Origin of the sequence: Acinetobacter sp. SCLZS86, assembly GCF_021560715.1 — a bacterium.
Classification (GTDB): domain Bacteria; phylum Pseudomonadota; class Gammaproteobacteria; order Pseudomonadales; family Moraxellaceae; genus Acinetobacter; species Acinetobacter towneri_A.
In genome coordinates this window covers 1519178-1545846 of record NZ_CP090864.1, presented here as the reverse complement: position 1 = coordinate 1545846, position 26669 = coordinate 1519178, and the positions used below count along the sequence as shown (strand labels likewise).

Sequence of the window (26669 nt, the reverse complement as noted above, 5' to 3'; positions counted from 1 at the left end):
GGTTTAACTTTAGTCAATCTATGCCCCAAGCCTTGCAATCCATTAGACCCACAACGCTGAAATAAATGATCGGACTGTAAAAAAGAGAAACAGTCCAAAGGAACAGACCAATGAATGCCTTAAATACTGCCTTACAACAACAAACCAACAATACTGAAATTAGTTTAAGTTTACCGTATCAACTCAAAGCGCAACTCCCAGTTTCATCTGCACTAAAACAACAAGTCGCACAGCATCGACAAATTATTCAGAACATTTTAGCGGGCACAGACCCTCGCTTATTGGTCATTGCAGGACCTTGTTCAATTCATGATCCGCAAGCAGCACTCGAATACGCAGAAAAATTAAAGCAATTACAAAGCCAAGTTTCAGATCAAATTTTCTTGGTGATGCGTGCCTATATCGAAAAACCACGTACCACAATAGGCTGGAAAGGCTTTTTGTATGATCCAAACTTAGATGGCTCAGCAAATATGCAACTAGGCTTAGAAAAATCACGTGAACTGTATCTACAAATTATAGAAATGGGTTTACCAATTGCCTCTGAAATTTTAAGTCCAATGGCAACAGGATATTTTGATGATGTACTGGCTTGGGGTGCAATTGGCGCACGGACCAGTGAATCACAAATTCACCGTGAAATTTCCAGTGCCATGCCTTATAGCATTGGTTTTAAAAACGGAACTGATGGCTCCATTCAAATCGCCTTAGATGCAATTCAATCGGCGAGTCATCCACATCAATTCATGGGAATGAGTCAGTCAGGTTTACCGGCTATTTTGTCTTCACAAGGTAATCCACACGCGCATTTAATTTTACGTGGCACAAATTCAGGACCAAATTATCATTTGGCAGAAATTGAGAAAATTCAGCAAAAAGCCAAAGGGCAGTTGCCTGCATTGATTATTGACTGTAGTCATGGCAATAGCCATAAAGATCCACAACAACAACCGCAAGTCTTGCGTACCATTGTGGCAGAACGTGAACAGACGCAAGTCCGTGGCATCATGTTAGAAAGTCATTTGGTCGATGGGAATCAAAAGATTTCTTGCGATATGACCTATGGTCAATCTGTAACCGATGGCTGCTTGGGTTGGGATAAAACTGAGCAACTGCTCATTGAGGTCGCTGAAAGCTTAAATCGTCAGATTTTGGCTAAAACTGCATAAAAAGAAAACTCCATAAACCCAAAAAACCTTAAATTTCAGGTTTTTTGGGTGGGAGAGTATTTAAAAATCAACTCTTCTTAGATTAGTTTTTAAAATAACAATACTTTTGCTGCCATTAAAAACTAAGCCTGAATGTCTGAATTAGGTTGTTTTGCTACAACAAATTTATAGAAGACTAAACTGATCAATGTCAAAACAGCACACAGCAAATACGCTGCGGTATAGTCATAACCTGCAATAATCCAACCTAGAATTAACGCGCCTAAGGCGATACCAATATCGTAACAACAAAAATACGTAGATGTGGCATGACCAATACGATCTTTAGGGGAGCGTTGAATTGAAATGGTTTGTAAACATGGTTGTGCTGAGCCAAAACCGACACCAATCAATACTGCTGCGAACATAAAACCAATCACACTTTGTACTTGGCTCAAGACTATTAATCCTAAAGCAAATAGGGCAATTGCAGGATAAATCACCACGCTTGGGCCATGACGATCATAAATTTTGCCTGTAATCGGGCGCAAACTCATCATAGAAATTGCAAATACCACAAAGAACAAACTAGCATAAGACAGCATGTGGCGTGATTCTGCAAAAGTTGAAATAAATGACATAATGCTGGCATACGCAAAAGACACCATCATCGCCATCAGTGAAACTGGCAGAGCTTTTTTCTCTACAAAATCATACAGTCCTAATTTACGTTTTGGTGTCGATGCCACTTTTACTTTATTCGCATTTGCCACAAGCGGAATCATCAAACAAAAAGCAAAACCCACCCAAACACTTAAAGACAATAAAGTTGAAATAGCTGAATAGGAAATGGTTTGAATCAAACCTAAACCAACTAAAGGTCCCAATACAATCCCTAAATTCAACGATACTAAGAAATAGCCCATGCCTTCGCCTTTTCGGCTGTCTGGAATAAAGTTATTGGCAATAGGAACGGTAACTGTAGTGACAATGCTGAACCAAATCCCATGTAAAAAGCGTAACACTAAAAGAAACATTAAGTTATCGGCAAAGATATACGCCACGCTACATAAGCAAAACATGATTTCAGATACGTATAAGGTCTTTTTATAACCAAATTTTTCAATAATCAGCCCGCAAAATGGACGAATCGCGATTGCAGATAACATAAACAAAGTCATGGCTAAACCTGCTTGTGACAGGCTACCACCCAGTTCATTCACAATATAAATAGGCAAAATTGTCGTTTGCGCAAAATAAAATATGAATAAGAACAAGTTATTCAATAAGCAGAAAATAAATGACTTATTCCATAAATGTTCGACATTTATAGCTGACATAACTTAAACCTATATATGGTGAGTGAAGCAGCGTGAAATGTGTCCTTTTTTATACAGATGCTTTGTTATTGCAAGTTATCACACAGTAAGATCATACAAAAAATAATAAACCCATTTATGTGAAATGTATAGTTTTTTAATAAAATTAAAACTAAAATTAGATTTTAATTCTATTTTTTTAATTGTTTTATCAAATAAAGATAATTTTATTTATTTCGAAAATTGCAATGCAAAAAAAATCAGCCGAAGCTGATTTCTTTGAATTTGAGCGATTAAACACTGCAAATTTAAGGCTTATAAGCCAGATTCATATTCCGCACTCGATAAAAGTTGTTCTACATCTGCCATATTGTCTGGTTTGATTTTATAAATCCAGCCTTTGCCATACGGTTCATCATTTACAAAGTCAGGGTCATCATCTAAATTGCTATTTACTTCAACAACTTCACCTGAAACAGGTGCGTGAATATCTGAAGCTGTTTTAACAGACTCAACGACACCAGCTTGTTCACCCGCAATGACTTTTTGACCAACTTCAGGCGCTTCTACATAGACTAAATCACCTAAAGCATCTTGTGCGTGGTCTGAAATACCCGTGACGACCAAATCACCTTCAATACGCACCCATTCATGTGTTCTTGCATATTTTAATTCCGCTGGGTGATTCATTAGTTAACTCCTTAAATTGTATCGAACCTTTTTGCCATGTTTTATACATGCTTTTTGCCAAAAACAAAAGTTTATAAATACGGATCTTTACGCCAATTGCTCGGACTGCGCCCACTCCAGCGTTTAAAAGCACGACTAAAATTAGCTACATCGCTATAACCCAATTCATCGGCAATTTGTTCAAGCGTGTAGTCCGTACGGGAAAGCAGGGAAGTCGCATGCCTATAACGGACTTCATCAACCAAGTTTGAAAATGAAGTACCCTCTGCAGCCAGTTGGCGTTTAAGTGTGCGGTCTGACATGTGTAAATAGTCGGCAACATTTTCAATGCTTAAATAATGCTGTTCTGCGTGGGTTAAAATATCACGCACCCGCATAGAAATGCGACGACGTTCACCTAGAGCTGAAAGTTCGGCTTCACATTGATTAATCGCAATTTGACTGGCAATAGGATCGGCATTAATCATTTTTAAGCCCAGATATTGCTTGTCAAAACTTAAACCTAAATAAGGCTGATCAAAACGAAATTGATGATCAGGGAATTTAGTAAAATATTGCTCAAAACCTGCAGGTTTAGGAAAATCAAAATCGACTTCGCCCGTAAAGTGATGGGTACCTGTCATGGCTTTACTCATGGTAATCATGCCAATGATTAAAGCAATGGCGATTTCTGTGCGTAAAGGTTCCATGTGAATGTCGCACTGCAATTGCAGATTGGCTTTTTCACCAAAAGTCGAGAAAAACAACTGTAAAAAGGGCATACGCAGTTGAATAAAACGATTGGCTAAAATCAGTGCATCACTAATTTCATGCGCAGTCATAATTGCATAGCCTATAAAGCCATGAATTGAAATACGCATTTGCGTACCAAGATGATAACCGAGCGTCGATTCACCTGTGAGTTTTAAAGCGTGTTTGACCAATTCATTGGCAAGAGGCGTAGGAATCCGAAATTCTGGGTCTGCCAACATTTCGCTATTGAGTTGAAATGGTGCAAATAAGGTATCTGCGTTATAGCCCCAACGGGATACAACATCTAAAACCAATAAGCCATAGACCCCTGGAACACCTTGTTCCTGACGTGCTGATATTGTTTTCATGCATGTTCCATTGCATTTGCTAATTTTATTTTTAATTTACCTTAGCGACTGTCATCTATGCATATCTTGGTTTGCCAAACGGCGACATCACAATGTAGATGATATATTGCATCTTGGCATGAAAATTAAAGAAATTCTATGAAAATTGTTAGACAAAACAGGCTTTGACTACATGCGATAAATTTGCATCTCATCAAAGCCTGAGTAACAGCAAAGTTGCTGGATATGCTAATGTTTATCTGTTGATGGTTTTACAATTTTATCTTGTTCAACTAAAAAACCACCTGTTTGACGCTGCCAAAGTTGTGCATAAATTCCGTTCATCGCAACTAGCTCATCATGCGTACCTTGTTCTGCAATACGTCCTTGATCAAGCACAATTAAACGATCCATTTGTGCAATGGTGGATAATCGGTGTGCAATCGCGATTACAGTTTTACCTTGCATCAGTTCATCAAGGCTCGACTGAATTGCCGCTTCAACTTCAGAGTCAAGCGCGCTGGTGGCTTCATCTAAAATTAAAATAGGCGCATCTTTTAAGAAAACACGGGCAATGGCAATACGTTGACGTTGTCCGCCTGATAGTTTAACACCCCGTTCTCCCACGTAGGCTTCATAGCCTTTTTTGCCACGTAAATCGGTCAATTGTGGAATAAATTCCTCTGCTTTAGCTTTGCGTACTGCTTCAAACATTTCTGCATCGGTGGCGTCAGGTCGCCCATATTTAATATTTTCAGCCACAGTACGATGTAATAGTGAAGTATCTTGAGTCACAAGTGCAATGTTTTTACGCAAACTGTCTTGGGTCACATCTTCAATATTTTGCCCATCAATCATAATTGAGCCGTGTTTAAGCTCATAAAAATGTAAAAGCAATTGAATTAAGGTCGATTTACCTGCACCTGAGCGTCCCACAATACCAATTTTTTCGCCTGCACCAATATGCAGATTAAACTGGTCAATCACGTTTTTACTGTTATATGCAAAACTTACATCTTTAAACAGAATTTCGCCTTGAGTAACTTGTAATGGCTTCGCATCGGCTTTATCTTGTATCGCAATTGGACGTCCAAGAGTTTTCATACCATCTTGTATAGTGCCGACATTTTCAAACAGGGCAGAGGTCTGCCACATCATAAACTCGGCAATACTGTTCAATTTGAGAATCATGGCTGTGGTGGCAGCAATAATACCTAATTCAGCACGACCATTGAGCCAAAGCCAAATAGCAGTACCTAAAACACCCACATACAGCACCACACTCAGTAAATTAATGCTGATTTCATATTGAGCGCCCAAACGCATTTGTTTATAAACTGTCAACATAAATTCTTGCATTGATGCTTTGGCGTATTGGCTTTCACGACCTGCATGCGCAAATAATTTTACGGTTTGAATATTGGTATAAGCATCCGTCACACGTCCTGTCATCACCGCACGTGCATCGGCTTGTTCATTAGATACTTTGCTCAAACGTGGAACAAAATAAACTGCGGCAAGAATAAATAAAGCCAGCCATAGCAATAATGGCAAAATGAGTATTGGAGAAATTGCGCCCAACACCAGACTAATTGTAATAAAGTAAATGAATACATAGGCAAGCATATCGCCCAAAATGACCCAAAACTCCCGTACGGCTAAAGCGGTTTGCATAACTTTGGCAGACAGTCGTCCTGCAAAATCGTTATGAAAAAAATCTAGGCTTTGTTGCAGCATTAAATTATGGAAACGCCAACGCAAGCGCATTGGAAAACCGCTGTATAGTATCTGATGCTTCACTATCGACTGCGCACTGGCAAAAAAGATATTCGCCAATAAAATACAAAACAGCAAAGTAAGGTTCTGTTGATGTTGGGCAAGGAAAGTGTCTGGCTTACTTTGACTAAGCCATGTGACTAAATCGCCAATTTTTGCATATAACAAAGCTTCAAAGCTGGCAGCGCCTGCAGTACATACAACCAATAACAATAAATATGGGCGCACACCTGAAGTTGCTTGGCAAACAAAGGCAAAAAAAGTGGTTGGCAAGGGTTCGGTCAAACCTTTATTTGGATAAGGATCTATAAGTTTCTCGAACCACTTGAGCATACGATATTACCTTGATGACTAAACTTAAATTTAAAGATAGATAAATTTAAGACAGTAAAAACAAAAACTTAGGATAAAGTTAAGAGCATTCCTGTGAATATTTCTTAACTTATAGTGATACAGCTTGTAGGTCTAGTTTACGCCATAACACAGCAAATGTTGAAAGAAGAAATATAGATGGTTAATTTGCATACAAAACCACGTTACAGATTCACTTTTATGCATAAAGCTGCAACGCATCAAAATTCATCTACCCATAAAAAGCGTATTGGTTCACATTTTTAATGATATTTCATCGAACCAATAGCATATAAATATTTAATTTTTATGAAAAATTTATTTAAACTCAACATTGATTGCTATAATCACGCCCATTTTTAGCACAACCGTGCTGTAAATTGGTTTTAAGTTGATATTTTTATGATGCGTAACTTTTTAGGTGCAATTGCACTATATTTTGGATTTATTTTTCCTGTTCAAGCCATGCCATTTGATCCATTGATTGGTACATGGAAAGTAATTGATGATCATACAGGGCATTATGTTGCGGAAATTGTGATTCGTAAGAACTCTAAAACTTCGGAATATAGTGCTGTAATTACTCGAAATTTATTGTCGGTAGGCACAACTCAATTAGAGGTATGTAGCAAATGCCAAGGCAACTTAAAGAATCAGCCCATAAAAGGCATGCAGGCATTAGAAGGCTTGGTAGCAAATTCAAATCCAAAACAATTTTCGCAAGGACAATGGATTAACCCGAAAGATGGTTATGTCTATAAAATTGATGCTCAATTAAATGCGGCGAATAATCAAATGAAAGTATATGGCAAAGCCAAGAGCGCGAATGCGATTAGCACGATGACTTGGAAAAAACTTTAACAGATTGTACGGCGTATTTTTGAAGCTACTTGATTGAAAGATTGAGTAGCTTTTTATCTTTTTGTGAATGATAAGGTAAATTGAGATACCGAATACTTAAAATAACTTAATACATATCAATTACTTAATATTTATTTGTGGTGGTGTTTCAACTATGTTCCCAGATAGTTGGTCTGCTGATAGGCTTAAGGTTGAGGTAGATGCTGCCTATAAGAATCGTCAGCCTGTTCCTAATAAACCTAATATGTGGCAAGGAAAAACACCAAGTGGGGTTGAAGTTACTGGTTATTTACAACCTAAAACTACTGTTTATCCAAAACCGTCGATGCAATAGAAGATTGGAGCGATATATGAAGATAAAGTTTTATTGGTATTTTGATGGTGTAGAACAACATAAATTAATGCCTGCAGTTGAAATTAAATGTGTAGATGAAAAGACCATTAATTGTTTGCATGGTGTATTAACTGATGATGCAGGAATAAATTCAATCGCATGGCTAGAAAAAGGGGTTGAAATATTTAAGGAAGGTGGAAATAGTTGTAATTCTACAATATGGGATCGTGATGCTTGGGGGAGTGAATATGTTGATGGTAGAGTTAAGCTATATTCACTCTATGACGATGAATACTATGTTTATTTATCTTTAGATTGTTTTATGGAAATTTTAAAGTAAGCATCCGGCTAACACAGCCTTACCAAGCGATCCTATAAGCCTTAATTTAGTTCCCACCTAAAAACAAGTGGGGACTTAATCCATGAACATGGATATATATTCAGCAACACCTCCTGTTGCTAAAAAACGCCGAAAATACAGCAAAGAATTCAAACTCAGTATTGTCAATGCCTGCAAAAATCCTAATACCTCGATCGCTTCGGTCGCACTGCAACATAGTATTAATGCCAACCTTGTCAGTCGTTGGATCAGGATCTTCAGCCATCATGATGGTGCCGTGCAAGATCCTACTCATGTGAATCCAGCATTTATTGCTTTGCCTTACACTGCTGCAATCAGCCAACCTATTGATGAGAGGATCACGTTGTGTATCACCGTGCCTCATACGAATAATGATATTCAGCTAAAATGGCAGACATCAGAAATACCTGCCTTAGCAGAATTACTCAAGGTACTTGCAACATGATCCGCATTGATGAAATCTGGCTCTCCACCCAACCTCTGGATATGCGAGCAGGGATGGATACGGTCATGGCGCAGATTATGAAAGCCTTTGGCTCAATCAAACCGCATTGCGCCTACCTGTTCTGTAATAAACGTGGCCATCGTATGAAAGTGCTGGTACATGATGGACTGGGCATCTGGCTGTGTGCCAGGCGGCTGGAACAGGGAAAATTCCACTGGACTAAAGTTCATCAGGGTGAAAATGTAGCTCTCAGCCCGGAACAGTTACAGGCACTGATCCAAGGTTTGCCCTGGCAGAGAATTGGATTGCAGCAGGTGGTGACGATGCTCTAAACCAAGCTCGACCATTCTGCCATCCTCCAAACGTTCTATTTCATTCTCTTCATGACCTCAGGCATACTGCGGTCATGAATACGCTGCCAGATTTAAGCCAACTGACCCATGAACAACTGCTGGAATTTACCCAGCAGTTGGCGATGCAGCATCAGTCTCTGGCACAATCAAATCAAGAATTAGAAAAATCAAACCAACAATTAGATGCCAAAGTTCAACATCTTGAAGTCACCAATCAGCAATTAGATTCTAAAGTTCAGCATCTTTCTATTCTCAATCAAAAATACGAGCATGAACTGGCGCTGTTTAAACAGCATAAATTCGGCAGTAAAAACGAACATCTCACCGCAAAACAAATCCATCTGTGGGATGAGGCGGTCGAAGAAGATATCGCAGCTGTTGATCTGGAACTGGAACGACTGAATGCAGATAAAACCGATGCAGCGACACACAAAGCCACAGTCAACAAACCTAAACGTCGACTGCTGCCAGATCATCTACACACCATCCGTATTGAGCATGAACCTGCATCAACCCAATGTGCTTGTGGCTGCCAACTCCGTCGTATCGGCGAAGATGTCAGTGAAAAACTGCATTTCAGACCGGCACAGTTCTATAAGGAACAGCATGTGCGTGGTAAATGGGTCTGTGATCAGTGTGACATTCTGACTCAGCAAGCGATGCCTGCCTATGTGATTGATAAAGGCATTGCTTCACCTGAATTGCTCAGCCATGTGCTGGTATCGAAGTATGCCGATCATTTGCCGCTGTACCGTCAACGTCTGATCTATCAGCGGGCGGGAATCGAACTTTCTAGATCAACTTTATCTGACTGGATAGGTCGCTGCGGTGTAGAACTGGAACCTCTGGCCAATGCCTTAAAAGAGGTGGTACTACAACAGCAGGTGCTGCATGCAGATGAAACACCGGTCACCATCATGCGGATGGGTGAGAATGATAAAAAACCGAAGAAAGGTTATGTCTGGGCCTATGCCACCACACAGTACAATCCAGTTCAGGCGGTGATCTATGACTTTCAGGATAGTCGTTCAGGCCAGCATGCTGAAGAGTTCTTGAAAGGCTGGCAGGGCTATCTAGTCTGTGATGATTACAGTGGTTATAAAGCACGCTTTAAATCAGGTCAGGTCATTGAGGTGGGCTGCATGGCGCATGCGCGTCGTAAATTCCATGAACTGCATGTGACCAAAAAAAGTCAGGTCGCTGAACAGGCATTAGTGCTGATTCAGAAACTGTATGCGATAGAAGCAGAGCTCAGGAAAAAGACCGATGGTACAGCGGAAGACCGCCGCGAATACCGACAACAGCATAGTCAACCAGTGATGCAACAACTGTATGAATGGCTCAACCAACATCAACTGACAGTGCCATCGAGTTCTCCCACCGCCAAGGCCATCAATTACACTCTGAAGCGTTGGCCAGCTTTAAGCCGCTATCTGGATGATGGCAATCTACCTATTTGCAATAATTGGGTCGAGAATCAGATGCGTCCCTGGGCGTTGGGGCGCAAGAACTGGCTGTTTGCAGGTTCGCTGCGCAGCGGTCAGCGAGCAGCCAATATTATGACATTAATCCAGTCAGCAAAGCTGAATGGCTTGGATCCGTATGCCTATTTAAGTGATGTGCTGAAAAGGTTACCGACACACAAAGTGACCCAGATTGAAGAGTTACTGCCACACTGCTGGAAACCTAAATCGAATTAAAAAATAGGTATGGGATTCAGCGGACGCTTACATTTTAAATGCATGGGTTGATTTTAATAAATCATCCCCAGATTTGGAAAATTATATTTATTTGGAAATATAATTTTTAATAAAATTTGAGTGGGTAAATAAGCCTGTGCTATCTAAAACCGAGTTAACTTTAGCTCGGTTTTTTCTACGAATATTCGACCAAACTAATTGAAAATTGACTATAGTAACCCGAATCGCGGATAAGAACTTGACTTGAAAAATAAAGGAACTAGAGCCTTTTTATGAGGTTCATTCTTCTTGTAATTCTATTGTTGAATAAAGCCCTAAGTGGCAGACTTGCAACAGGAATTAGTGGTAGGGAACGAATAGGAATAGGTGGTAGGTTTATGCAGGAATATGCAATATTCCTTTAAATGTATTTGAGTTAATCAAATACCAACATGCACATCCAAATTTTTTAACTGAAATATGGCAACTAGCTAATAAACCATTATTTGAAGCTTTGGAGGGTCATACTATGAAAGCCCTAGATCACGATACTGTATTTGCAAAAATAGCCCGATATTAGCAATAGTCACCAACATAATATACATTAAATTGTATAAATTGCTGTGTATATAAGCATACGCGCCAACTTAAGGCTTAAACTGTTGAAATATATTATAATTATCGCTTGAAAAATAAAAAAGGTGGTTGTATTTATTAATGCGCTAACACAAAACACAACCACCGTGGCGTATCATGATTCATTTTCAACAGTTATTACAAGTACTTCCTTCAAATATTGAACAAATGGCGATAAATTGTAATGCTTTTCAACGGGCTAGAAAAATTAAATCGCCTTTAGAACTGTTTAAATTACTTATGCTGTATTGTGGCCTCGATTTGTCTTTAAGAGCATGCGCTGGAAAATTCACTGAAACTTATTCCGCAATCAGCGACGAAGCCGTAAAAAAGAGATTAATATCTTGTGCTGACTGGATTAAATCACTTTTAAAAGAAACTCTTACCACAGATCATAACCATACAGAAGGCGATTTAAAATTTATAGCTGTAGATGGCTCTACCGTTCAGGAACCAGGTGCGACACAAACGAGCTATAGACTACATCTCGGCATAGATTTGATGGATTTAACGCTCACTGATGCTGTTGTTACAACAGACAAAGTTGGCGAAAAACTTCAGCATTATCAGCTTCGTGAGGGTTATGTCTTTGTGGCTGACCGTGGCTATAGTCGAGTTCAAACCATTATGCCGACAGTCGATCAAGGCGCTGATGTCATTGTCAGATATACACCGAACTCCATGCCTCTCTATACATTTAATTCGAATAATCAAAAGCTTAAGATTGATTGGCATCAGCAACTTATATCACGGTCTGAGAAAAATCAGGTGATTGAGTGTTATATGATTTTAGGCGATAAGAGGATCAAGGGTTATGTCCATGCGATAGCTAAAAACACAAAAGTTGCAGAGAATGAACGTCGAGAAATGATGACCTTTGCTAAGAAAAATGGGCGAAAAGTCAGAGCTCAAACACTTTACTTAACGAACTGGATGCTGGTATTTACAACGATTCCGCCGCAGGTTCTTAGTACGCTTCAAGTTCAAAATATTTATAAAGCCAGGTGGCAAATCGAACTATATATAAAACGATTAAAAAGCTTGCTTAACATAGATTTACTAAGGGCTAAAAAAGACGGTAAATTAGCTGAGGTTTATTTACTCGGAAAGCTACTTTACGCAGTTTTAGTAGAGAAAATCTATAAACAACATTATTTTAATCATGGTGTTAGTTTACTCGATAAAAACCGAAACTTAAGTCCTTGGCGGCTAATTCAAGACTTGAATGATCAGATTAAATACAGTTTGTTAGCAGAATATCCAAGCTTTGAAGCCAATCTAGCAAGCAGTATTAAAAGTATGTCGGAGCGGCCTAGGAAGAGGAAATTACAACGATTTACAGATGATATTTCAATGTTATTTAGGAGGCACCAGAGTGTATGAAATATCATCAACATGGCTTAAGTTGGCGCGTATGGTGTATATAAGTACAATAAAATAAACAATTTACGTTTTCAAATATTTTTTATTGGAATTAATTTTTATTAAGATCGTTTAATTGTGGTCACATAAGTTTTTAAAAATTTACCAAATTATCACCAACATAATTTTGTGATGATTAATTAGGTAAACCGAATGGTAAAAAATCAGGTTGATGGAATTATATATGGCCAGCCTAGGCTTTTATCAGCATTAATTAACTGTATAACCCCCAAAAAAAATTAAAACAGACACTCACCATTAAAACTTAGGTGTAGCACGAGAGTTAAGCAGTATCCGTTACGATGATTTATTGAAGTCATTTTATTTCTAACTGCAATTGAGCAGGCCTACCAATGCAAGCCAGATGTAAACAAAATTTAAAAGCCGGTAGTGCTTTGCCTTGTTTTAAGGAATATAGCTGTAAGCGTGCATTATTTTCTTTTGTTGTTGGGTAACCTTCTAGTTTCTGATTTGCCTTGGCAAGTTTGAGTAGATTCGGCGTAATTTCTTTGTTTAAAAAATTAACCATATCTATTCCAAGTAAATGCCACATGTTGGCAGGAAACAGATCTTTGGCCGCATAGTAGAATTTTTCCAGATTCTGAATATTTTTCCGCGTTGAATGTAAACCTGTATGTGAAGCAGTTACGTGATTAATAAAGAATTCTAAGACATACCTAATATTTTCAGGTGACTTTTGATAGCAGGCTTGTAGATGGTTAAAAAAATGTGTTACCAATAAAAGGTCCTCATTAGTATCAATCATTGACGGTTTGATGTATTGCAGTTCGGTTATATGAAAAAGTCTTGGATTGTTTTTTCTAGATTTAAGTTGTTTGAGTTGGATTGCATTGTCATACCAATACTTGATGAGCTCATGAGATAGGCAAAGTTCTTGTGCTACGCGCTCCGTATCATATTTGTATAACTCTAATAAGCAGAGTGCCTTATAAAATAGATCAAGATCGATTTTAGATTCTGGAGTCGCGACAAAATAGTCAAAAATACAATGTTCTTGCGTTTGATTTACCTCTAATTCTGCATGTAGTGTGTGAGCATTGCTCGCTATCCATTTTTCTTGATTGTTTAGAAGGAGTTTACAGAGCGTTGTAGCATGCATTTCAAAATTGAATTCAGACTGATCATTGAGCGATTTTAGAAAATGTAACTCTTGTGTTGAATTGCTTATCCCCAGCATTTTCTTAACCAAACCATTGCTTAGTAATGGGCGATATTTGGAAAATTGATAACCTGCAATAAAGTAAGCTACATGAATATAACTTTTAAAGGTCTCGATGGGTTCGAGATGCCCCAAAAGATGTGCGATGATAATCCAATGATTTTGATCAATTGAATTACGTAATAACTCAGCCCTGAGCTGATTATATTCAACTTCCGTATAGTCTGTGAGGCTATCAGACAAAAAATGATAATCACATTTAAAAATTAATGCTAAATGATTTGCTGCAGAATGTCTAAATGAATGAAATGTATAGTGATGTTGCTTGAATAACTGATCCATAAAATTTTTAAAGGGTGCAGTCAGCATGTGCTGGCTGAGTTTCTTATTCTCATTGAACTGACTGAATAAATAATCATTCGGTTTTTTTGTTAACCGCTGTTTGACAACATATTGATGAAATTGTTGATACTCAGATGCTTTGAGTAAGCAATACACGGGCACGCTACGTTGCGCGCTGTCAGTCTTTAATCTGTGTTCATTGCCTATTTTTTCTGACCCATATGGCTTGACCAATAATGATATTCTGTTTAATCCTTCAGTATCTTTGATACGTAAACCAATCATTTCATTAATTCGCATCCCAGTTCTGTAAGCAAGCGTATAAATAAGACTAAGATTTTCATAGTCATGTTGAGAGATGATATTTTGTAGATGTGCTTGTTGAAGTTTTTTGATTAACAGTTGAAATGTGACTGGGCTGATAATACGTGTGCGTGGTCTGGTTTGTTGATCCAGCGTCTCTAAAGTGAATGCTGGGGCATCGAATAGTTGTTCTTGAAATTGATGAAAACGTTTGAGTGTTTTTACAATTTGAGCAGCCGATTTTTTAACAGTATCTTCGAGCAGACTTTCAGCAATACAGTTATTTTGATAAATCTGTGCATATATTTTTTGCAGGCGTGTTTCTTCATCGTCCTCAGAAAATTGATATTGTAAAGAATAGATTAGCCAAGGCTCACCAATTCGAGTGTAGTATGTGTAAATTGAGCTTTTGGCTAACTGGCTATTGTTGGAAATGATTTTAGCAAAAATTGTAGCGCAAAAATCAAATCTCTGAGCTAGCAGATCTATATCTTCTTGAGGTGGTTTAAAGAGACTAATTAACCACAGGGTGATTCGTTTACTGTATTCATTAAAGAGTTTTGCATTCTCCATACAATAATCGATCATGAGTTGATAGATTGGGGCATCTGTTTGGCGAAGACGAATAATTTTTAATAAGTCTTTATGAATTTTTAGTACATCTTTTAGTGCATCTTGCTCATGATGCAAATAAACAGTTTGTGGAGGTAAATTCTTAGACTGATGAATGACTTCAGTAGTGAGCTCATGCTTATATTTAAATTTTGGTTGCACAAAACGCTCAAACTCTTGTTCGGGTAAACCACAACTGAGTAAATTCCCGATGAGGCATTCAGAGAGCGCCGGATCTATATCTACGTTGGGAAGCTGTAACCAGTTGTAGCGAGCATGCTGAAGTAAATGCAATAAGCTATTTTTTTTAAACTTTTTCTTTATTTTTCGAAAGATATACTCAAGATAGCCCTCTACGGGAAGATGAACATGTCGAATATCTCTCAGATTAAAATGTATTAGCCACAGACGTGTGACGGGGTCTGGAATAAAATTTCTAGATTTTCGAACAGTATATTCATCAATAAAAATATCGCCATAATGATTAGAATGGGATTCTAAAAAAAGAATATTAAGGTCTTTATAATGGCGTACTTTTACTGGATTTCTGAGGTGTTCAAGCAAGGCATTAAGTTCAGCTTTTTCATTTAAGCCACCAAATAGAATGGCAGACAATATAATATTGCCCACGATTTCCTCATTTGAGAATGAGTCACAGCTTTCAGCCAATTCCCAATAATTATAAAGCTGTTGTACGAGGTCATTTATTTCATGACCATCGGCATTCCAGCTCATGGTCACGATAGGCTTATCTCTTTTAATATCTAAAACAGCATGAGGCAGCTCTAAATCCAAGCGATGCTGAGCATTTAACTCTTTGATGTAATCTTCAAAAAAATCATATGCAAACTTGATCCACTTTTTACTCGTAGAGTTTTTCTTGATGTGGCTATAAACCTCGCCGTAATCACCTAGCAAATGTGGATTCTGATCAAACTGCTGTTCTGAAAAATATTTGCGGAGTGAAGCATGAACTTCATTTTGAATTTTTTGTTCATTTAATTGTCGAGTAAGTTCTCGTTTCTTTTCGGCAAACAGTTGATCTGCTTTTTTAAGCGATGAGGACATTTAAATTCACTCCAATAATTTCAAAATATTCCTGCATTTCATTTAAATGTGTTGCGAGCGCGCGATATTGGTTCAGAGACAAACTAGAAAATGGATGTGCGGCTTCCTGTTGGAAGGCTTCATGTCCAAAAAGTGCAAGTATTAAAGGCTCGGGGATTTGTTTGTTGGTGAGAAAGGCACGTGTTGTATGGCGGTGCCAGTTGGGATGTGCTAACCCAACTTCAGGATGAAAGTCACGCACATTGGAAGGTGTAAGCGGAGTGAGTGTGCCATTTTGTAAAAGATTTAACAGAGGCTGTTCATTATTAAATATGGCATCAATTTGGGCTGAGATTTCGCGGTTAATCGCCATGTAATGTTGTTGGATATGTTCGAGGAAACGAAGATATTTCTTTAATTCACCGATGAGAAATGCACAAAGTGGAATCAAGCGTCCAAAGCCACGTCTACCACCGACCTCTTTGTCAGACAGCATAATTGTCTGTTGCTGAAAACTTATATTATTCAAAAAACCTGGAAAGTCCCGAACAGGTCGTGCAGCGGTAAACAAAAGTAGGATATGCCACATCCAAATGCTATAAGCATTAAAACTTTCTACCCAGTCGTTATCTGAAGTCGTATAAATTTTGGTGTAAAGATAGAAAAGGATGTCCTTTATGACATTTTTACTTGGTGCTTTTTGGCTACCAAAGCAGATGGACTGATCACTATAGACAATATCACCGTAGTCATTTTCAGCGAGCTGTGTACATAGTTCAGATAAAACTTTGACATAATTTTTTTGTAATTTATTTACATTGTAATGGCAGTAAGAGCTTGAAGAAGAGTGACTTGCATCTACACCAGTGATGATGTCAGCAAGTTGCCTATTGCCTGTTTTTTGCAAAATAACATGATGCAGTAATGAGCTAGTTTTTGATAAGTTCAGCTGAGGAATTTTGACTTCATCTTTTATTATTCTAATTTTTTTCTTTAGCTCATCTTCAGTGATGATTGGTTCTGCTTTGATACGATCAATAAAGTGATTTGGGATAGGGATATCTAAATGAACGGTGTTATTGATCAGTGACTCCGGATATTCAAACGTTGCATCTTCAAAAATGCTGAATTTGGTTGAGAGATAGTATTGGTCACTTTGCAATTTAATGACTTGGCGATGATTTAATCTTTTTACACGCCTTTTTTGAAAATTTAACCAGTCTTTCTCTGTACACGACAAAAATAGATAACTCATTGAAATAATGTCATAATAATTGTTTTCTAACGACGAATACTATGACACATCTCAATGAGTTATATCTTATCTTAAACAAATATCTAAAATGGAACAAGTCACATTTAAAGTGCTTTGCGCTCATCATGCTTGTGATTATTTTAAAGCAAACATGTAATCTTTCTTCTGCATCTAAAGCCTTGCCCATCAAGTGCTTACCACAATCATTTTATCGACGTATGCAGCGCTTCTTTGCAGGTCAGTATTTTGATTATCGTCAAATTTCTCAGTTGATTTTCAATATGTTTTCATTCGACCAAGTGCAACTGACTTTAGATAGAACCAATTGGAAATGGGGAAAACGAAATATTAATATCCTGATGCTCGCAATCGTTTATCGTGGAATAGCGATACCTATCCTTTGGACATTGCTTAATAAACGTGGAAATTCAGATACGAAAGAGCGTATTGCTTTGATTCAACGCTTTATAGCCATTTTTGGTAAAGACCGTATTGTGAATGTGTTCGCAGACAGAGAGTTTATCGGTGAGCAGTGGTTTACATGGTTAATTGAACAAGACATCAACTTCTGCATTCGTGTTAAAAAAACTTCATTGTCACCAATCATTTAGGAAAGAATCATAAAATTAGTGATTTATTTCGCCATCTTAAAGTTGGTCAAATTGAATGTCGTAAACGACGGATTTTGGTTGGTCGGGTGAAACTATATATAAGTGCACTACAGTTAGAAAATGGAGAGCTTTTACTCGTCGTTTCTCCTCAGTTTAATGCCAATGCTATTCAGGATTATGCATTACGCTGGGAAATTGAAACCTTATTCAGTTGTCTCAAAGGACGCGGGTTTAATCTTGAAAATACGCGCTTGACAGACCCTAGACGAGTGAAAAAATTGATTGCGGTGTTAGCTATAAGCTTCTGTTGGTGTTACTTAACGGGTGAATGGCAACATGATCAAAAAAAAGCGATAAAAATAAAGAAGCATGGACGACTCTCAATGAGTTTATTTCGCTATGGTTTAGACTATGTTCAAATGGCGATTCAGCGTTTAATTGGTTTTGGGAAAAAAGAAGAGTTTAAGGAAATTTTGGCAATTTTAAGAAGGCAGAACCCTGATAGGATAAGGGTTCTGTGAAATTTGTCGTGTACAGAGCCAGTCTTTAAAGCCAACGCCTGTGATTAAGCAAAGTAATACAACGAGCACGCTTTTATCATTATGTTTTTTATCATCATGATACAGGTATGTAATTAGGTCAGAAATAGTATAAACACTTGGGAGTAAACAACTTGCAGTGAGCAAATGATCTTGTCGTTGCATATGTTTTGGAATTAACGAAAGTGCCATACGTTGGGCATTTTTAGAATGTCTGGCAAGTGGTGTAATCTGATCTGCTTGAACAATAACAGCGGGGTCTTCTTGCTCGTCAAGGGCTTGCTCATTAGCTAAACCTCTATTACTTTTTTTAGTCTCAATGATTTCGTTAATAGTTCCATCGGTATCCCATGTACGATATTGCAGTTTACTATCTACACTTGATTTGGCAATTTTTGGACGGCTTTTTAGTACATAATTGAATGCAATACGTAATTCATCACAGAAATTTTTCTGAAAATCATTTAGTTCTTGATCTGCTTCAGGTTGAAGAGCAGACTCTACAAATTGCTCTAATGATAGAAATAAAGCAGGGAATTTAAGAGTTAAGAATGCTTGATAATCTAATGCGTGAGCATCTTTTTTTTTTGCAAAAAAAGACTTGTTTGCAACGCGGAAACGCTGAAATAAGCGCTTAATCGTATTGAGATGCTCTGTATGTTGTTTTTCAAATAAATCTGGTTTGATCTGAGGCAACGCTAATAAATATAGTGCTGCTTTAAGGACGAGCACATTCCAGGTGAGTAGTTCCGTGTGCGCATGATAAATGCTGGCAATACTGTTGATGTAATACGTGATTGGGGAATCACCAATTTTAGATTTTCTAGACGCTTGGAGAGTAGCGGGAATGCGAGGTGGTGAACTTGTAGAAATATCAAACTCAATCTCACTGAGAACAAGCCCCTTAAGATAATCTGAGCAGTCATGGTAAACCAATAGATCTGCGATAAAGTTAATATGTGCATGAAGACACAAATCCTCTGCATTAAAAAGCTTTTTTAATAAGTCTGATAATAAAATTTTGGGTTGAGGAAGGGGCTTAGTTTCACTTTCGTGCATAAGCTGTCATTAAAAAGTAAACATGTATTCTTTTCCGAATTGGTTTGATACTCTCTCCACCCATTGCTCTATTTTATCAGCTGTCATGACTTGAAAATCTCGCCAATAATATTTCATCTGCTTCCATACCATCTCGATTCGATTTAACTCAGGGCTATAAGCTGGAATAAAATACAAATTCGTCGAAAAGTTACTTTTAAGTAGCTCTCTGTAATCAGCCATCTTTTTACTTCTATGAATCGAGGCATTATCAACAATAAGAACCAATGGAAGGTTATAAGTCTGTTTTACTTGTTGAGCTATTCCAGTTAAATAGGCATAAAACCAAGTGCTTGTAACTGACTCTTGTAAACAACTTGTCACCAGTTTCCCCGTTGAAAGCAAACACCCCATGACATTAACTCGTTTTAATCTTATTGCATCAACCGCATGAACATCACCTATCTTTGTCCATGCATAGCGGTTATCAGGTGTAGATGAAAACCCTGTTTCATCAACATAACCTAATATAATTTCACCACGTGCCGCTTGCTCTCGTAATTTTTCAATCTGCTGTGTTGCTTGTTCAAATGCAATCGGATCTCTTTTTTTTCAAGCTATGACGGGTACGCTTGAAGACCATACCTGAATCACGTAAAAACTTACGAATGGTTTCAACAGACACGGACACTTCGTATTCTTCATGTAGTTTGACTCGGATTTGTTCTGCATTGAGTGGACTTGTATTGACCCAATCTAGGATTTTTGCCTGATAGTCTGAGATCAATGTATTGGGCCGACCTGAGCGATGACCTTCTTTAATCGATTCAAACTCATACAATTCCCAACGTCGGCGTTGTAGCCTTATGGTTTCTGGGATACGTTCTTGTAGAGTGGCAACTTCCGCAACACTTTTACCTTCAGAAAGCCAGAGAATAGTTTGGGCACGTTGTCTTTCACGCCAATGTTTTGCATGCTTGGCCAGAAAAATGAGTCGTTCTCGCTGTTCTAAACTAAGTGGTACAGAAACAATTCGAGGCATGTGTGAACATCTGTTAACTAAAAAAACTTTTTCGCATGATTAGTTATTTTTGTCAACTTATAACTATACTTATAAAATTTTAATTTTGTTATAGATATTAAATTACCAATAGCCCAGCATCTTCCACCAAAGTCCGCCCAATACAATAAAAATAGCTATATTGATAATGCTCATAGCAAAACCAGCTTTCCACCATTCACCAAGCGTTGTATAACCTGAACCATAAATAATAGGGGATGTACCTGTCGCATAATGAGTCAGCGTCATCATAATGCTTGATGCTGCTGCCATAATCAGTGCAAAGAACATTGGAGGAGCACCTAGTGCGATACCTGCAATGTAGAATGCTGAAAACATAGCGGTAATATGTGCAGTAGTACTGGCAAAAATATAGTGAGCGTACATATAAGCAAATAGTAAAAGCATGGAAGCAGGAACCCACGTTAAGCCAAGCTGTCCAATGCTAGTTTGTAAAACACCAGAAAACCAAGCGATTAAGCCAAGCTTATTTAAAAAGGTCGCCATCATGACCAATGCAGCAAACCAAGTTACTGTATCCCATGCACTCTTTTGAGTTAAGACATCATCCCAAGTTAAAACTCCTGTAAGCAGAAGGAGTGATAAACCAATAAACGCGGTTGTAGTTGGGTCTAAAGTCCACATATCACCCAACAACATGGCAGGAATACCTGCCCAGAGTAATAATAAAATTCCAAATACAGCCAACATAATCATTTCATGTAAGGTAATGGGACCCATTTCTTGTAAACGGTCTTTGGCAAATTGTGCAGCATTTGGTGTTTTTTTAATTTCAGGTGGGTACATAAAGTAAAGCGCAATCGGCATAAATGCTAATGCAACAACACCTGGTAAAACCATTGCTAATGCCCATGTGGTCCAACTCAAATGGATTTGACTATTGGTCGCTTTCGCAATGAGTTCAACGACTAAAGGGTTGGGTGCAGTAGCCGTAATAAACATGGCAGAAGTAATAGGATTTGAATGGTAATTGACCAAAGCAAGATATTTACCAATTTTACCTTCAGTGCCTTTTTCTGGATCTGAGTCAAAACTCGTTGCAATCGAGCGCACGATAGGGTGAATAATTCCGCCTCCACGTGCTGTATTACTTGGGGTAACAGGTGCAAGAATGAGTTCAGATAATGCAAGGCTATAGCCAATACCAATGGTTCTTTTACCCCAAACTGCAATAAAGTAATAACCTAGTCGTGCACCTAGCCCTGTTTTTTGTAACCCTTTTGAAATCATGATGGATATACCAATCAACCAAATAAGAGGGTTAGCAAAGCCACTTAAAGCATCTTTGATGGCATCGCTAGGGTTATCTGCTGTTACTCGGGTAATCGCGACCAGTGCTATCGCGATAATCGAAATTGCACCAATAGGCATTGCTTTACCAATAATGGCTGAAATAACACCAATAAACATCGCAAATAGAAGCCAAGCATTTGCAGAAACATCTTGCGGAATTGGAATGAGAAACCAAATAATAAGGGTAAGTGATACTGAAATTATGGTTGGTATGAGTTTGAATCCCATTGAATCGTACTCCAAAAATATAGTTATTATGTGATTTCTTTGTACACGACAAAAAAAGATAACTCATTGAAATAATGGCATAATACTTGTTTTCTGACGACGAATATGATGACACATTTCAATGAGTTACATCTCATCTTAAACAAATATCTAAAGTGGAACAAGGGCACTGTTGCAAATAGGCTGACATGATAAGCTAAATATCTTATTTATTTCGAGATACAGCAGATGAATCCCTTCCACGGTCGGCACTTTCAAGGTGAAATCATTCTTTGGGCTGTTCGTTGGTATTGTAAATATGGCATCAGCTATCGTGAACTTCAAGAAATGCTCGCTGAACGAGGCATAAATGTGGATCACAGTACAATTTATCGTTGGGTTCAGCGTTATGCTCCAGAAATGGAAAAACGGTTACGCTGGTATTGGCGTAATCCTACAGATTTACATTCATGGCATATGGATGAGACTTATATCAAAGTGAAGGGGCGATGGACTTACCTGTATCGTGCAGTTGATCAACGGGGTCATACGATTGACTTTTACCTTTCCGCTAGACGGAACAGTAAATCAGCCTATAGTTTTCTAGGAAAGATCTTCAATACGGTGAAAAAATGGCAAATTCCACGGGTCATCAATACAGATAAAGCAGCGACCTATGGCCATGCTTTATCACGATTAAAGCGAGAAGGAAAATGTCCAGTAGATATTGAGCACAGGCAGATTAAGTATAAAAATAATGTCATTGAATGTGATCATGGTAAGTTAAAGCGAATCATCAGGGCCACATTAGGATTCAAATCTATGAAGACGGCTTATGCCACAATTAAAGGTATTGAAGTCATGTGTGCACTACGTAAAGGACAAGCATCGTCATTTTATTATGGTCAGCTCAGGGTGAAGTGTGTCTAATCAACAGGGTTTTCGGTCTCTAAGTACTTTTTAAAGGGAACATCATCGACTCAAATCTCTATTTGCAACAGTGCCGTAAATTTGAGAATGAATCTGTACGTACAGACTCATTCCCTATCTATAAAGATATTAGAAATAGCTACATAGAGTTTATTTCTAGTTTATTCAAATTAGTCGTTCAAATTAGGCGTTACTACGGATGAACAATAATTTTTACAGCAGACTCATTATTATGAATCAATGTTTCAAAGCCTTTAGAAACAAGATCATCTAATGCAATCCGTTGGGTAATAAAAGGTTCTAGATTAATCTTACCTTGCTCAACCAAACGGATAGTTTCCTGATGATCATTTACATAAGCAATCGTGCCACGAATATCTAGCTCTTTCATCACCACACTATGCACATTAATTGTGGCAGGATGGCTCCAAATAGAAACGATAACGACTACACCAGTTGGTTTCATTGCTGCAACGAGTGTATCCATGACTTTATTGACACTACTACATTCAAAAGCGACATCTACACCGCGGTCTTCTGTAATTTTCATTACCTCAGCAACTACATCAACCTTAGATGGGTCTAGTACATAATCGGCAACACCCGCTTCTATCGCTTTTTCTTTACGTTTTGCACTCAGTTCAGTAATGATGACCGTGAGACCTTTAGCCTTTAAAATAGCAGATAAAAGTAAGCCTATTGGGCCTGCTCCACCAACCAGTGCGATATCGCCAGCTTTTGCGCCACTTCTGACATAGGCATGATGACCGACAGATAAAGGTTCTATCAATGCTGCTTGGTCTAAAGGAATATCATTTGAAATAGGATGTACCCAACGCCGCTGAACTGCAATTTTTTCAGAAAGACCACCACCGCGTCCGCCTAAACCAATAAAGTTCATATTTTTTGATAAATGATACTTATCATTGGGGCCAGTCGGCACATCGTCAGCAATGATGTAGGGTTCAACTACGACATGTTGCCCAATTTGGATATCATCTACACCCTCTCCAACTGCATAAACCACGCCTGAAAATTCATGTCCCATTGTTACAGGTGCAGATTCTCCCGAAATTGGGTGTGGGTGACCACAAGGTGGAATAAAAATAGGACCTTCCATGAATTCATGTAAATCTGTACCGCAAATACCACACCACGCAACTTGAATTCCAACTGTGCCTGGAAGTACTTTCGGTTCAGGGATATCTTCAATTCGAATATCCCCTCGGTCATAAAAACGAGCTGCTTTCATTTTATATTCCTTATATTGATGTTAACGGTAAACCATTCTAGACGTAATACCAAATCAGCATATTGTTTTCTTGGAAAAATTTTAAATAATGTGAAGAAGTGGCAAATTCCACAAGTGATCAACACGGATAAAGCACCCACATATGGACGTGCTTTATCACGGTTAAAACGGGAAGGTAAATGTCCACCAGACCTTGAGCACAGGCAGATTAAGTATAAAAATAACGTGATTGAATGTGATCATGGCAAGCTAAAGCGGATCATCAGGGCCACATTAGGATTCAAATCTATGAAGAAGGCTTATGCCACAATTAAAGGTATTGAAGTCATGCGTGCACTACGTAAAGGACAAGCATCGTCATTTTATTATGGTCAGCCTCAGGGTGAAGTGTGTCTAATCAACAGGGTTTTCGGTCTCTAAGTACTTTTTAAAGGGAACATCATCGACTCAAATCTCTATTTGCAACAGTGCCCGATGGACTGCATCTACTCGTAGACTCTACAGGCATGAAGTTTCTAGGTGAGGGCGAATGGAAACGCAAGAAACATGGAGCTGAATATCGTCGCCAATAATGACGTATAAAGTTTTATCTAATTTTTCTTTTTATCCAATTTAAAATTAGGTGCGTACACGGCCTCAACTTTCAATAAAGTATAAAAGGTGTTTGTGTAGGCAATACCCTTACTTTTGATAAGCCAAAAGAAAGCAAAAGCCTTTGTTACCCATACATAACATCCCTATTATGATGGATAACGTGTGGCATCCCTGCCACACTCGTGTATCCAAACGTTGCTTAAATTAAACTATGTAATAGTGGCGACATAAAGGTGCTCTTATCGCTATATATTAAAAACTTAGTGGAACACTGTTTCTAAAGCTTTTAAACCCACTTTGGGATCAAGTAGACCGTTGTAAATTTCAGGGATTTCACGTTCCACCCCAAAAAATTCATAAATGGCAAGCATCGCCCCACGAACTGAATATTCCACAGTAAAGACCACGTCATCTTCAATTTCCACAAACTGTCCAAGGAAAGCAAAGTTTTGTGAGCCTTGTGGAATTACCTGTGGACGATCCCCCGGTTTACGGCAGGCGAATAGGGCAGAGGCGTATGGCATCATGGCGGTAGTAACATCAGTCGTTGCCAAAACATGATCTAAAATGTCGTCAAAACCGAGCTGTTTAATCAGTTCTGTTAGGATTTCTTGCCCCGTGGCTTCGGACATTGGTTTTTTGATGTAATCGCCTATATGGTCAATTTGGAAACCGTAGCCCCATAAGGTATATAAACCTTCAGGTAAGTCGGCAAAGTGTGGCTGTGCAGGAACCACGATGGATAAATGCCAACCCGACTCATACCAAGTCATGAGTGCGCCTGTGCCTGGTTCATTGCCTGTATAGTCAATAATACGTTTAAGTAGCACGTCATCTTTCATGGTCAGAGTGAAAGACTCCCACTTATGTTCATCGACATTGCCATAAAAAGTCATTGGACGGCCAAAGTCTGGGGCTTTTTGTGCCAGCGTTTCCCAAAGCGTCCAGCCATGATCTTCTCGATGACGAATAAGGGCAGGCACGTCATGATTACCGCCATAACGTGAGTCTGCTGTAATAGAGCCTAAAGTGAAAATAGCTAAATCATTGGCTTTCAGATTAATTTGCTCTGAGCCTTCAGGCAATTGTACATATAGGCGTGAAGCGTAGCGTTCTTGAGTTTCAGCATTGGTAATGAAGTCTGCATCTGTGACATAGTGTCCAAAACGCACATCGACGCCTTGTGCGACTAACCAACGCTGTAGGGGCAGAATCATCGAGTCATATTGGTTGTACTTGGTACGTTTCACACCCGCTAAGGTATGAATGCGTGGCAATTCTTGAATAAAACGCAAGAAATAGCGTCTTAACTCTGCTGCACTGTGCCATTTTTGAAAAGCGAAAGTCGTGCGCCACATGCGCCAGAAATTGGTTTCAAAAAAGGTTTCATCAAAAAACTCATCAATGCGGCGACTGCCAATTTTTTCTTCTTTTGAAGCTAATAGGCGCAGCATCTGTGCACGATGTAGCGTATTCAGACCAAGCTTTGCTGCATCCGCAATGACATGTTCGGCATCAATCAACCGTGCATTGGCGTGGGTTTTCACTTTTTCATTAAACTCACGACATTCTTCACGCACCGAAATGTCTGGATTTTCCAAAGATGGAATACTGGAAAATAAGTCCCATAGGCACAAATAAGTTTCATCGGTCAGCATTCGCCCACCACGTGTTACCCAAGCTTGCGCGGCATGCGGTGTATGTCCACCATCCATCGAACCACCTGAAATATCGAGTTCTTCTAAAATATGGATATTTTTGGCAGGGACTTTGGCATCACGGATTGCAAATGCAGCAGCAGCCATACCTGCGATACCACCACCAATAATCCAAAGATGGGACTGTTGTGCGTCTAATGGGGTGCGCTTCTTCTTTTGCATGGTTCACCTTTAATAATGATGTTAAAAACTATAAAGTATAAAATGTGATTT

21 protein-coding genes and 4 pseudogenes are annotated in these 26669 nt (G+C 38.6%); 13 read left to right on the top strand and 12 right to left on the bottom strand.

Annotation, left to right across the window (positions count from 1 at the left end):
• The first annotated feature begins 110 nt into the window (after nucleotides 1-110).
• Entirely contained in the window at nucleotides 111-1169 is a 1059-nt protein-coding gene (locus tag LZP46_RS07385) for a 3-deoxy-7-phosphoheptulonate synthase (protein ID WP_236095143.1), read from the top strand.
• Nucleotides 1170-1291: 122 nt separating this feature from the next.
• Here the strand turns inward: LZP46_RS07385 and LZP46_RS07380 are convergent, their stop codons facing one another.
• The 4 genes from LZP46_RS07380 to LZP46_RS07365 form a co-directional block, all read right to left on the bottom strand.
• Nucleotides 1292-2488: an MFS transporter gene (locus LZP46_RS07380; protein ID WP_236095142.1), complete on the bottom strand. Its 1197-nt coding sequence runs from the start codon at nucleotides 2486-2488 to the stop codon at nucleotides 1292-1294.
• Nucleotides 2489-2782: 294 nt separating this feature from the next.
• A complete protein-coding gene (gene gcvH, locus LZP46_RS07375; RefSeq protein ID WP_070155698.1) occupies nucleotides 2783-3157 on the bottom strand; it encodes a glycine cleavage system protein GcvH in 375 nt (124 codons plus the stop codon).
• A gap of 71 nt (nucleotides 3158-3228) precedes the next feature.
• Complete coding sequence (locus LZP46_RS07370) at nucleotides 3229-4257, bottom strand: helix-turn-helix transcriptional regulator (RefSeq protein ID WP_236095141.1); 1029 nt, start codon at nucleotides 4255-4257, stop codon at nucleotides 3229-3231.
• A 228-nt stretch (nucleotides 4258-4485) separates the two neighbouring features.
• Nucleotides 4486-6345: an ABC transporter ATP-binding protein gene (locus tag LZP46_RS07365; RefSeq protein ID WP_236095140.1), complete on the bottom strand. Its 1860-nt coding sequence runs from the start codon at nucleotides 6343-6345 to the stop codon at nucleotides 4486-4488.
• Nucleotides 6346-6765: 420 nt separating this feature from the next.
• On the opposite strand from LZP46_RS07365, the gene LZP46_RS07360 reads away from it, so the two are divergent.
• From LZP46_RS07360 to LZP46_RS07325, 8 genes and pseudogenes are all read left to right on the top strand, one after another.
• On the top strand, nucleotides 6766-7224 hold the full coding sequence (locus LZP46_RS07360) for a DUF2147 domain-containing protein (protein ID WP_096902547.1): 459 nt from the start codon (nucleotides 6766-6768) through the stop codon (nucleotides 7222-7224).
• A 154-nt stretch (nucleotides 7225-7378) separates the two neighbouring features.
• Complete coding sequence (locus LZP46_RS07355; protein ID WP_236095139.1) at nucleotides 7379-7558, top strand: EndoU domain-containing protein; 180 nt, start codon at nucleotides 7379-7381, stop codon at nucleotides 7556-7558.
• A 16-nt stretch (nucleotides 7559-7574) separates the two neighbouring features.
• Nucleotides 7575-7898, top strand: coding sequence for a hypothetical protein (locus LZP46_RS07350; RefSeq protein ID WP_236095138.1), 324 nt, complete (start codon nucleotides 7575-7577; stop codon nucleotides 7896-7898).
• 82 nt (nucleotides 7899-7980) lie between these two features.
• Nucleotides 7981-8364 (top strand): transposase, encoded by a 384-nt coding sequence (locus tag LZP46_RS07345; protein WP_163169974.1) that lies wholly within the window; start codon nucleotides 7981-7983, stop codon nucleotides 8362-8364.
• Between the two features lie 65 nt (nucleotides 8365-8429).
• Entirely contained in the window at nucleotides 8430-8696 is a 267-nt protein-coding gene (gene tnpB / locus LZP46_RS07340; protein ID WP_236095137.1) for an IS66 family insertion sequence element accessory protein TnpB, read from the top strand.
• A 74-nt stretch (nucleotides 8697-8770) separates the two neighbouring features.
• Nucleotides 8771-10417 (top strand): IS66 family transposase, encoded by a 1647-nt coding sequence (gene tnpC / locus LZP46_RS07335; protein WP_236095136.1) that lies wholly within the window; start codon nucleotides 8771-8773, stop codon nucleotides 10415-10417.
• Between the two features lie 391 nt (nucleotides 10418-10808).
• Nucleotides 10809-10964 (top strand): annotated as a pseudogene (locus tag LZP46_RS07330) (phage/plasmid replication protein, II/X family); the annotation flags it as partial.
• A gap of 185 nt (nucleotides 10965-11149) precedes the next feature.
• A complete protein-coding gene (locus LZP46_RS07325) occupies nucleotides 11150-12415 on the top strand; it encodes a transposase (protein ID WP_178319675.1) in 1266 nt (421 codons plus the stop codon).
• 355 nt (nucleotides 12416-12770) lie between these two features.
• Here the strand turns inward: LZP46_RS07325 and LZP46_RS07320 are convergent, their stop codons facing one another.
• Entirely contained in the window at nucleotides 12771-15959 is a 3189-nt protein-coding gene (locus LZP46_RS07320; RefSeq protein WP_136143948.1) for a tyrosine-type recombinase/integrase, read from the bottom strand.
• Nucleotides 15943-17178: a hypothetical protein gene (locus LZP46_RS07315; protein WP_236095135.1), complete on the bottom strand. Its 1236-nt coding sequence runs from the start codon at nucleotides 17176-17178 to the stop codon at nucleotides 15943-15945. The genes LZP46_RS07320 and LZP46_RS07315 overlap by 17 nt, the downstream gene beginning before the upstream one ends.
• 56 nt (nucleotides 17179-17234) lie before the next feature.
• Between LZP46_RS07315 and LZP46_RS07310 the strand changes: the two genes are divergently transcribed.
• Nucleotides 17235-18325, top strand: a protein-coding gene (locus LZP46_RS07310; protein ID WP_085940413.1) for an IS4-like element ISAba1 family transposase whose coding sequence is annotated in 2 segments (ribosomal slippage) — nucleotides 17235-17775 and nucleotides 17775-18325 — 1092 coding nt in all. Because the reading frame shifts where the segments join, the coding sequence is not laid out codon by codon here.
• On the opposite strand, the gene LZP46_RS07305 is transcribed toward LZP46_RS07310, so the two are convergent.
• The 4 genes from LZP46_RS07305 to LZP46_RS07290 form a co-directional block, all read right to left on the bottom strand.
• Nucleotides 18287-19402: a hypothetical protein gene (locus LZP46_RS07305; protein WP_236095134.1), complete on the bottom strand. Its 1116-nt coding sequence runs from the start codon at nucleotides 19400-19402 to the stop codon at nucleotides 18287-18289. The two genes, LZP46_RS07310 and LZP46_RS07305, sit on opposite strands and share 39 nt — an antisense overlap.
• A gap of 9 nt (nucleotides 19403-19411) precedes the next feature.
• Entirely contained in the window at nucleotides 19412-19951 is a 540-nt protein-coding gene (locus LZP46_RS07300; protein ID WP_141730351.1) for an IS630 family transposase, read from the bottom strand.
• Nucleotides 19952-19967: 16 nt separating this feature from the next.
• Complete coding sequence (locus LZP46_RS07295) at nucleotides 19968-20423, bottom strand: helix-turn-helix domain-containing protein (RefSeq protein WP_004973749.1); 456 nt, start codon at nucleotides 20421-20423, stop codon at nucleotides 19968-19970.
• 102 nt (nucleotides 20424-20525) lie between these two features.
• The gene (locus tag LZP46_RS07290; RefSeq protein ID WP_004695721.1) at nucleotides 20526-21983 is read right to left on the bottom strand and encodes a DASS family sodium-coupled anion symporter; all 1458 of its coding nucleotides are present in this window, start codon (nucleotides 21981-21983) and stop codon (nucleotides 20526-20528) included.
• A 228-nt stretch (nucleotides 21984-22211) separates the two neighbouring features.
• Here LZP46_RS07290 and LZP46_RS07285 point away from each other — a divergent pair.
• Nucleotides 22212-22915, top strand: a pseudogene (locus LZP46_RS07285) (IS6 family transposase).
• A 170-nt stretch (nucleotides 22916-23085) separates the two neighbouring features.
• On the opposite strand, the gene LZP46_RS07280 reads toward LZP46_RS07285, so the two are convergent.
• Nucleotides 23086-24144, bottom strand: coding sequence for a 2,3-butanediol dehydrogenase (locus tag LZP46_RS07280; protein ID WP_004281883.1), 1059 nt, complete (start codon nucleotides 24142-24144; stop codon nucleotides 23086-23088).
• 36 nt (nucleotides 24145-24180) lie between these two features.
• Between LZP46_RS07280 and LZP46_RS07275 the strand changes: the two are divergent.
• A pseudogene (locus LZP46_RS07275) lies at nucleotides 24181-24564 on the top strand (IS6-like element IS1006 family transposase); the annotation flags it as partial.
• A 53-nt stretch (nucleotides 24565-24617) separates the two neighbouring features.
• A pseudogene (locus LZP46_RS07270) lies at nucleotides 24618-24713 on the top strand (IS5/IS1182 family transposase); the annotation flags it as partial.
• Nucleotides 24714-24998: 285 nt separating this feature from the next.
• Here the strand turns inward: LZP46_RS07270 and LZP46_RS07265 are convergent.
• Nucleotides 24999-26618: an oleate hydratase gene (locus tag LZP46_RS07265; protein ID WP_004726755.1), complete on the bottom strand. Its 1620-nt coding sequence runs from the start codon at nucleotides 26616-26618 to the stop codon at nucleotides 24999-25001.
• Nucleotides 26619-26669 lie beyond the last annotated feature (51 nt).

Coding starts and splice junctions, on each gene's coding strand:
- LZP46_RS07290 (WP_004695721.1), bottom strand. CDS start 21,983: ATGGGATTCAAACTCATACCAACCATAATTTCAGTATCACTTACCCTT.
- LZP46_RS07265 (WP_004726755.1), bottom strand. CDS start 26,618: ATGCAAAAGAAGAAGCGCACCCCATTAGACGCACAACAGTCCCATCTT.
- LZP46_RS07380 (WP_236095142.1), bottom strand. CDS start 2,488: ATGTCAGCTATAAATGTCGAACATTTATGGAATAAGTCATTTATTTTC.
- tnpB (WP_236095137.1), top strand. CDS start 8,430: ATGGCGCAGATTATGAAAGCCTTTGGCTCAATCAAACCGCATTGCGCC.
- LZP46_RS07305 (WP_236095134.1), bottom strand. CDS start 19,402: ATGCACGAAAGTGAAACTAAGCCCCTTCCTCAACCCAAAATTTTATTA.
- LZP46_RS07360 (WP_096902547.1), top strand. CDS start 6,766: ATGATGCGTAACTTTTTAGGTGCAATTGCACTATATTTTGGATTTATT.
- LZP46_RS07345 (WP_163169974.1), top strand. CDS start 7,981: ATGAACATGGATATATATTCAGCAACACCTCCTGTTGCTAAAAAACGC.
- LZP46_RS07350 (WP_236095138.1), top strand. CDS start 7,575: ATGAAGATAAAGTTTTATTGGTATTTTGATGGTGTAGAACAACATAAA.
- LZP46_RS07385 (WP_236095143.1), top strand. CDS start 111: ATGAATGCCTTAAATACTGCCTTACAACAACAAACCAACAATACTGAA.
- LZP46_RS07320 (WP_136143948.1), bottom strand. CDS start 15,959: ATGTCCTCATCGCTTAAAAAAGCAGATCAACTGTTTGCCGAAAAGAAA.
- LZP46_RS07355 (WP_236095139.1), top strand. CDS start 7,379: ATGTTCCCAGATAGTTGGTCTGCTGATAGGCTTAAGGTTGAGGTAGAT.
- LZP46_RS07295 (WP_004973749.1), bottom strand. CDS start 20,423: ATGCCTCGAATTGTTTCTGTACCACTTAGTTTAGAACAGCGAGAACGA.
- gcvH (WP_070155698.1), bottom strand. CDS start 3,157: ATGAATCACCCAGCGGAATTAAAATATGCAAGAACACATGAATGGGTG.
- LZP46_RS07280 (WP_004281883.1), bottom strand. CDS start 24,144: ATGAAAGCAGCTCGTTTTTATGACCGAGGGGATATTCGAATTGAAGAT.
- tnpC (WP_236095136.1), top strand. CDS start 8,771: ATGAATACGCTGCCAGATTTAAGCCAACTGACCCATGAACAACTGCTG.
- LZP46_RS07365 (WP_236095140.1), bottom strand. CDS start 6,345: ATGCTCAAGTGGTTCGAGAAACTTATAGATCCTTATCCAAATAAAGGT.
- LZP46_RS07370 (WP_236095141.1), bottom strand. CDS start 4,257: ATGAAAACAATATCAGCACGTCAGGAACAAGGTGTTCCAGGGGTCTAT.
- LZP46_RS07325 (WP_178319675.1), top strand. CDS start 11,150: ATGATTCATTTTCAACAGTTATTACAAGTACTTCCTTCAAATATTGAA.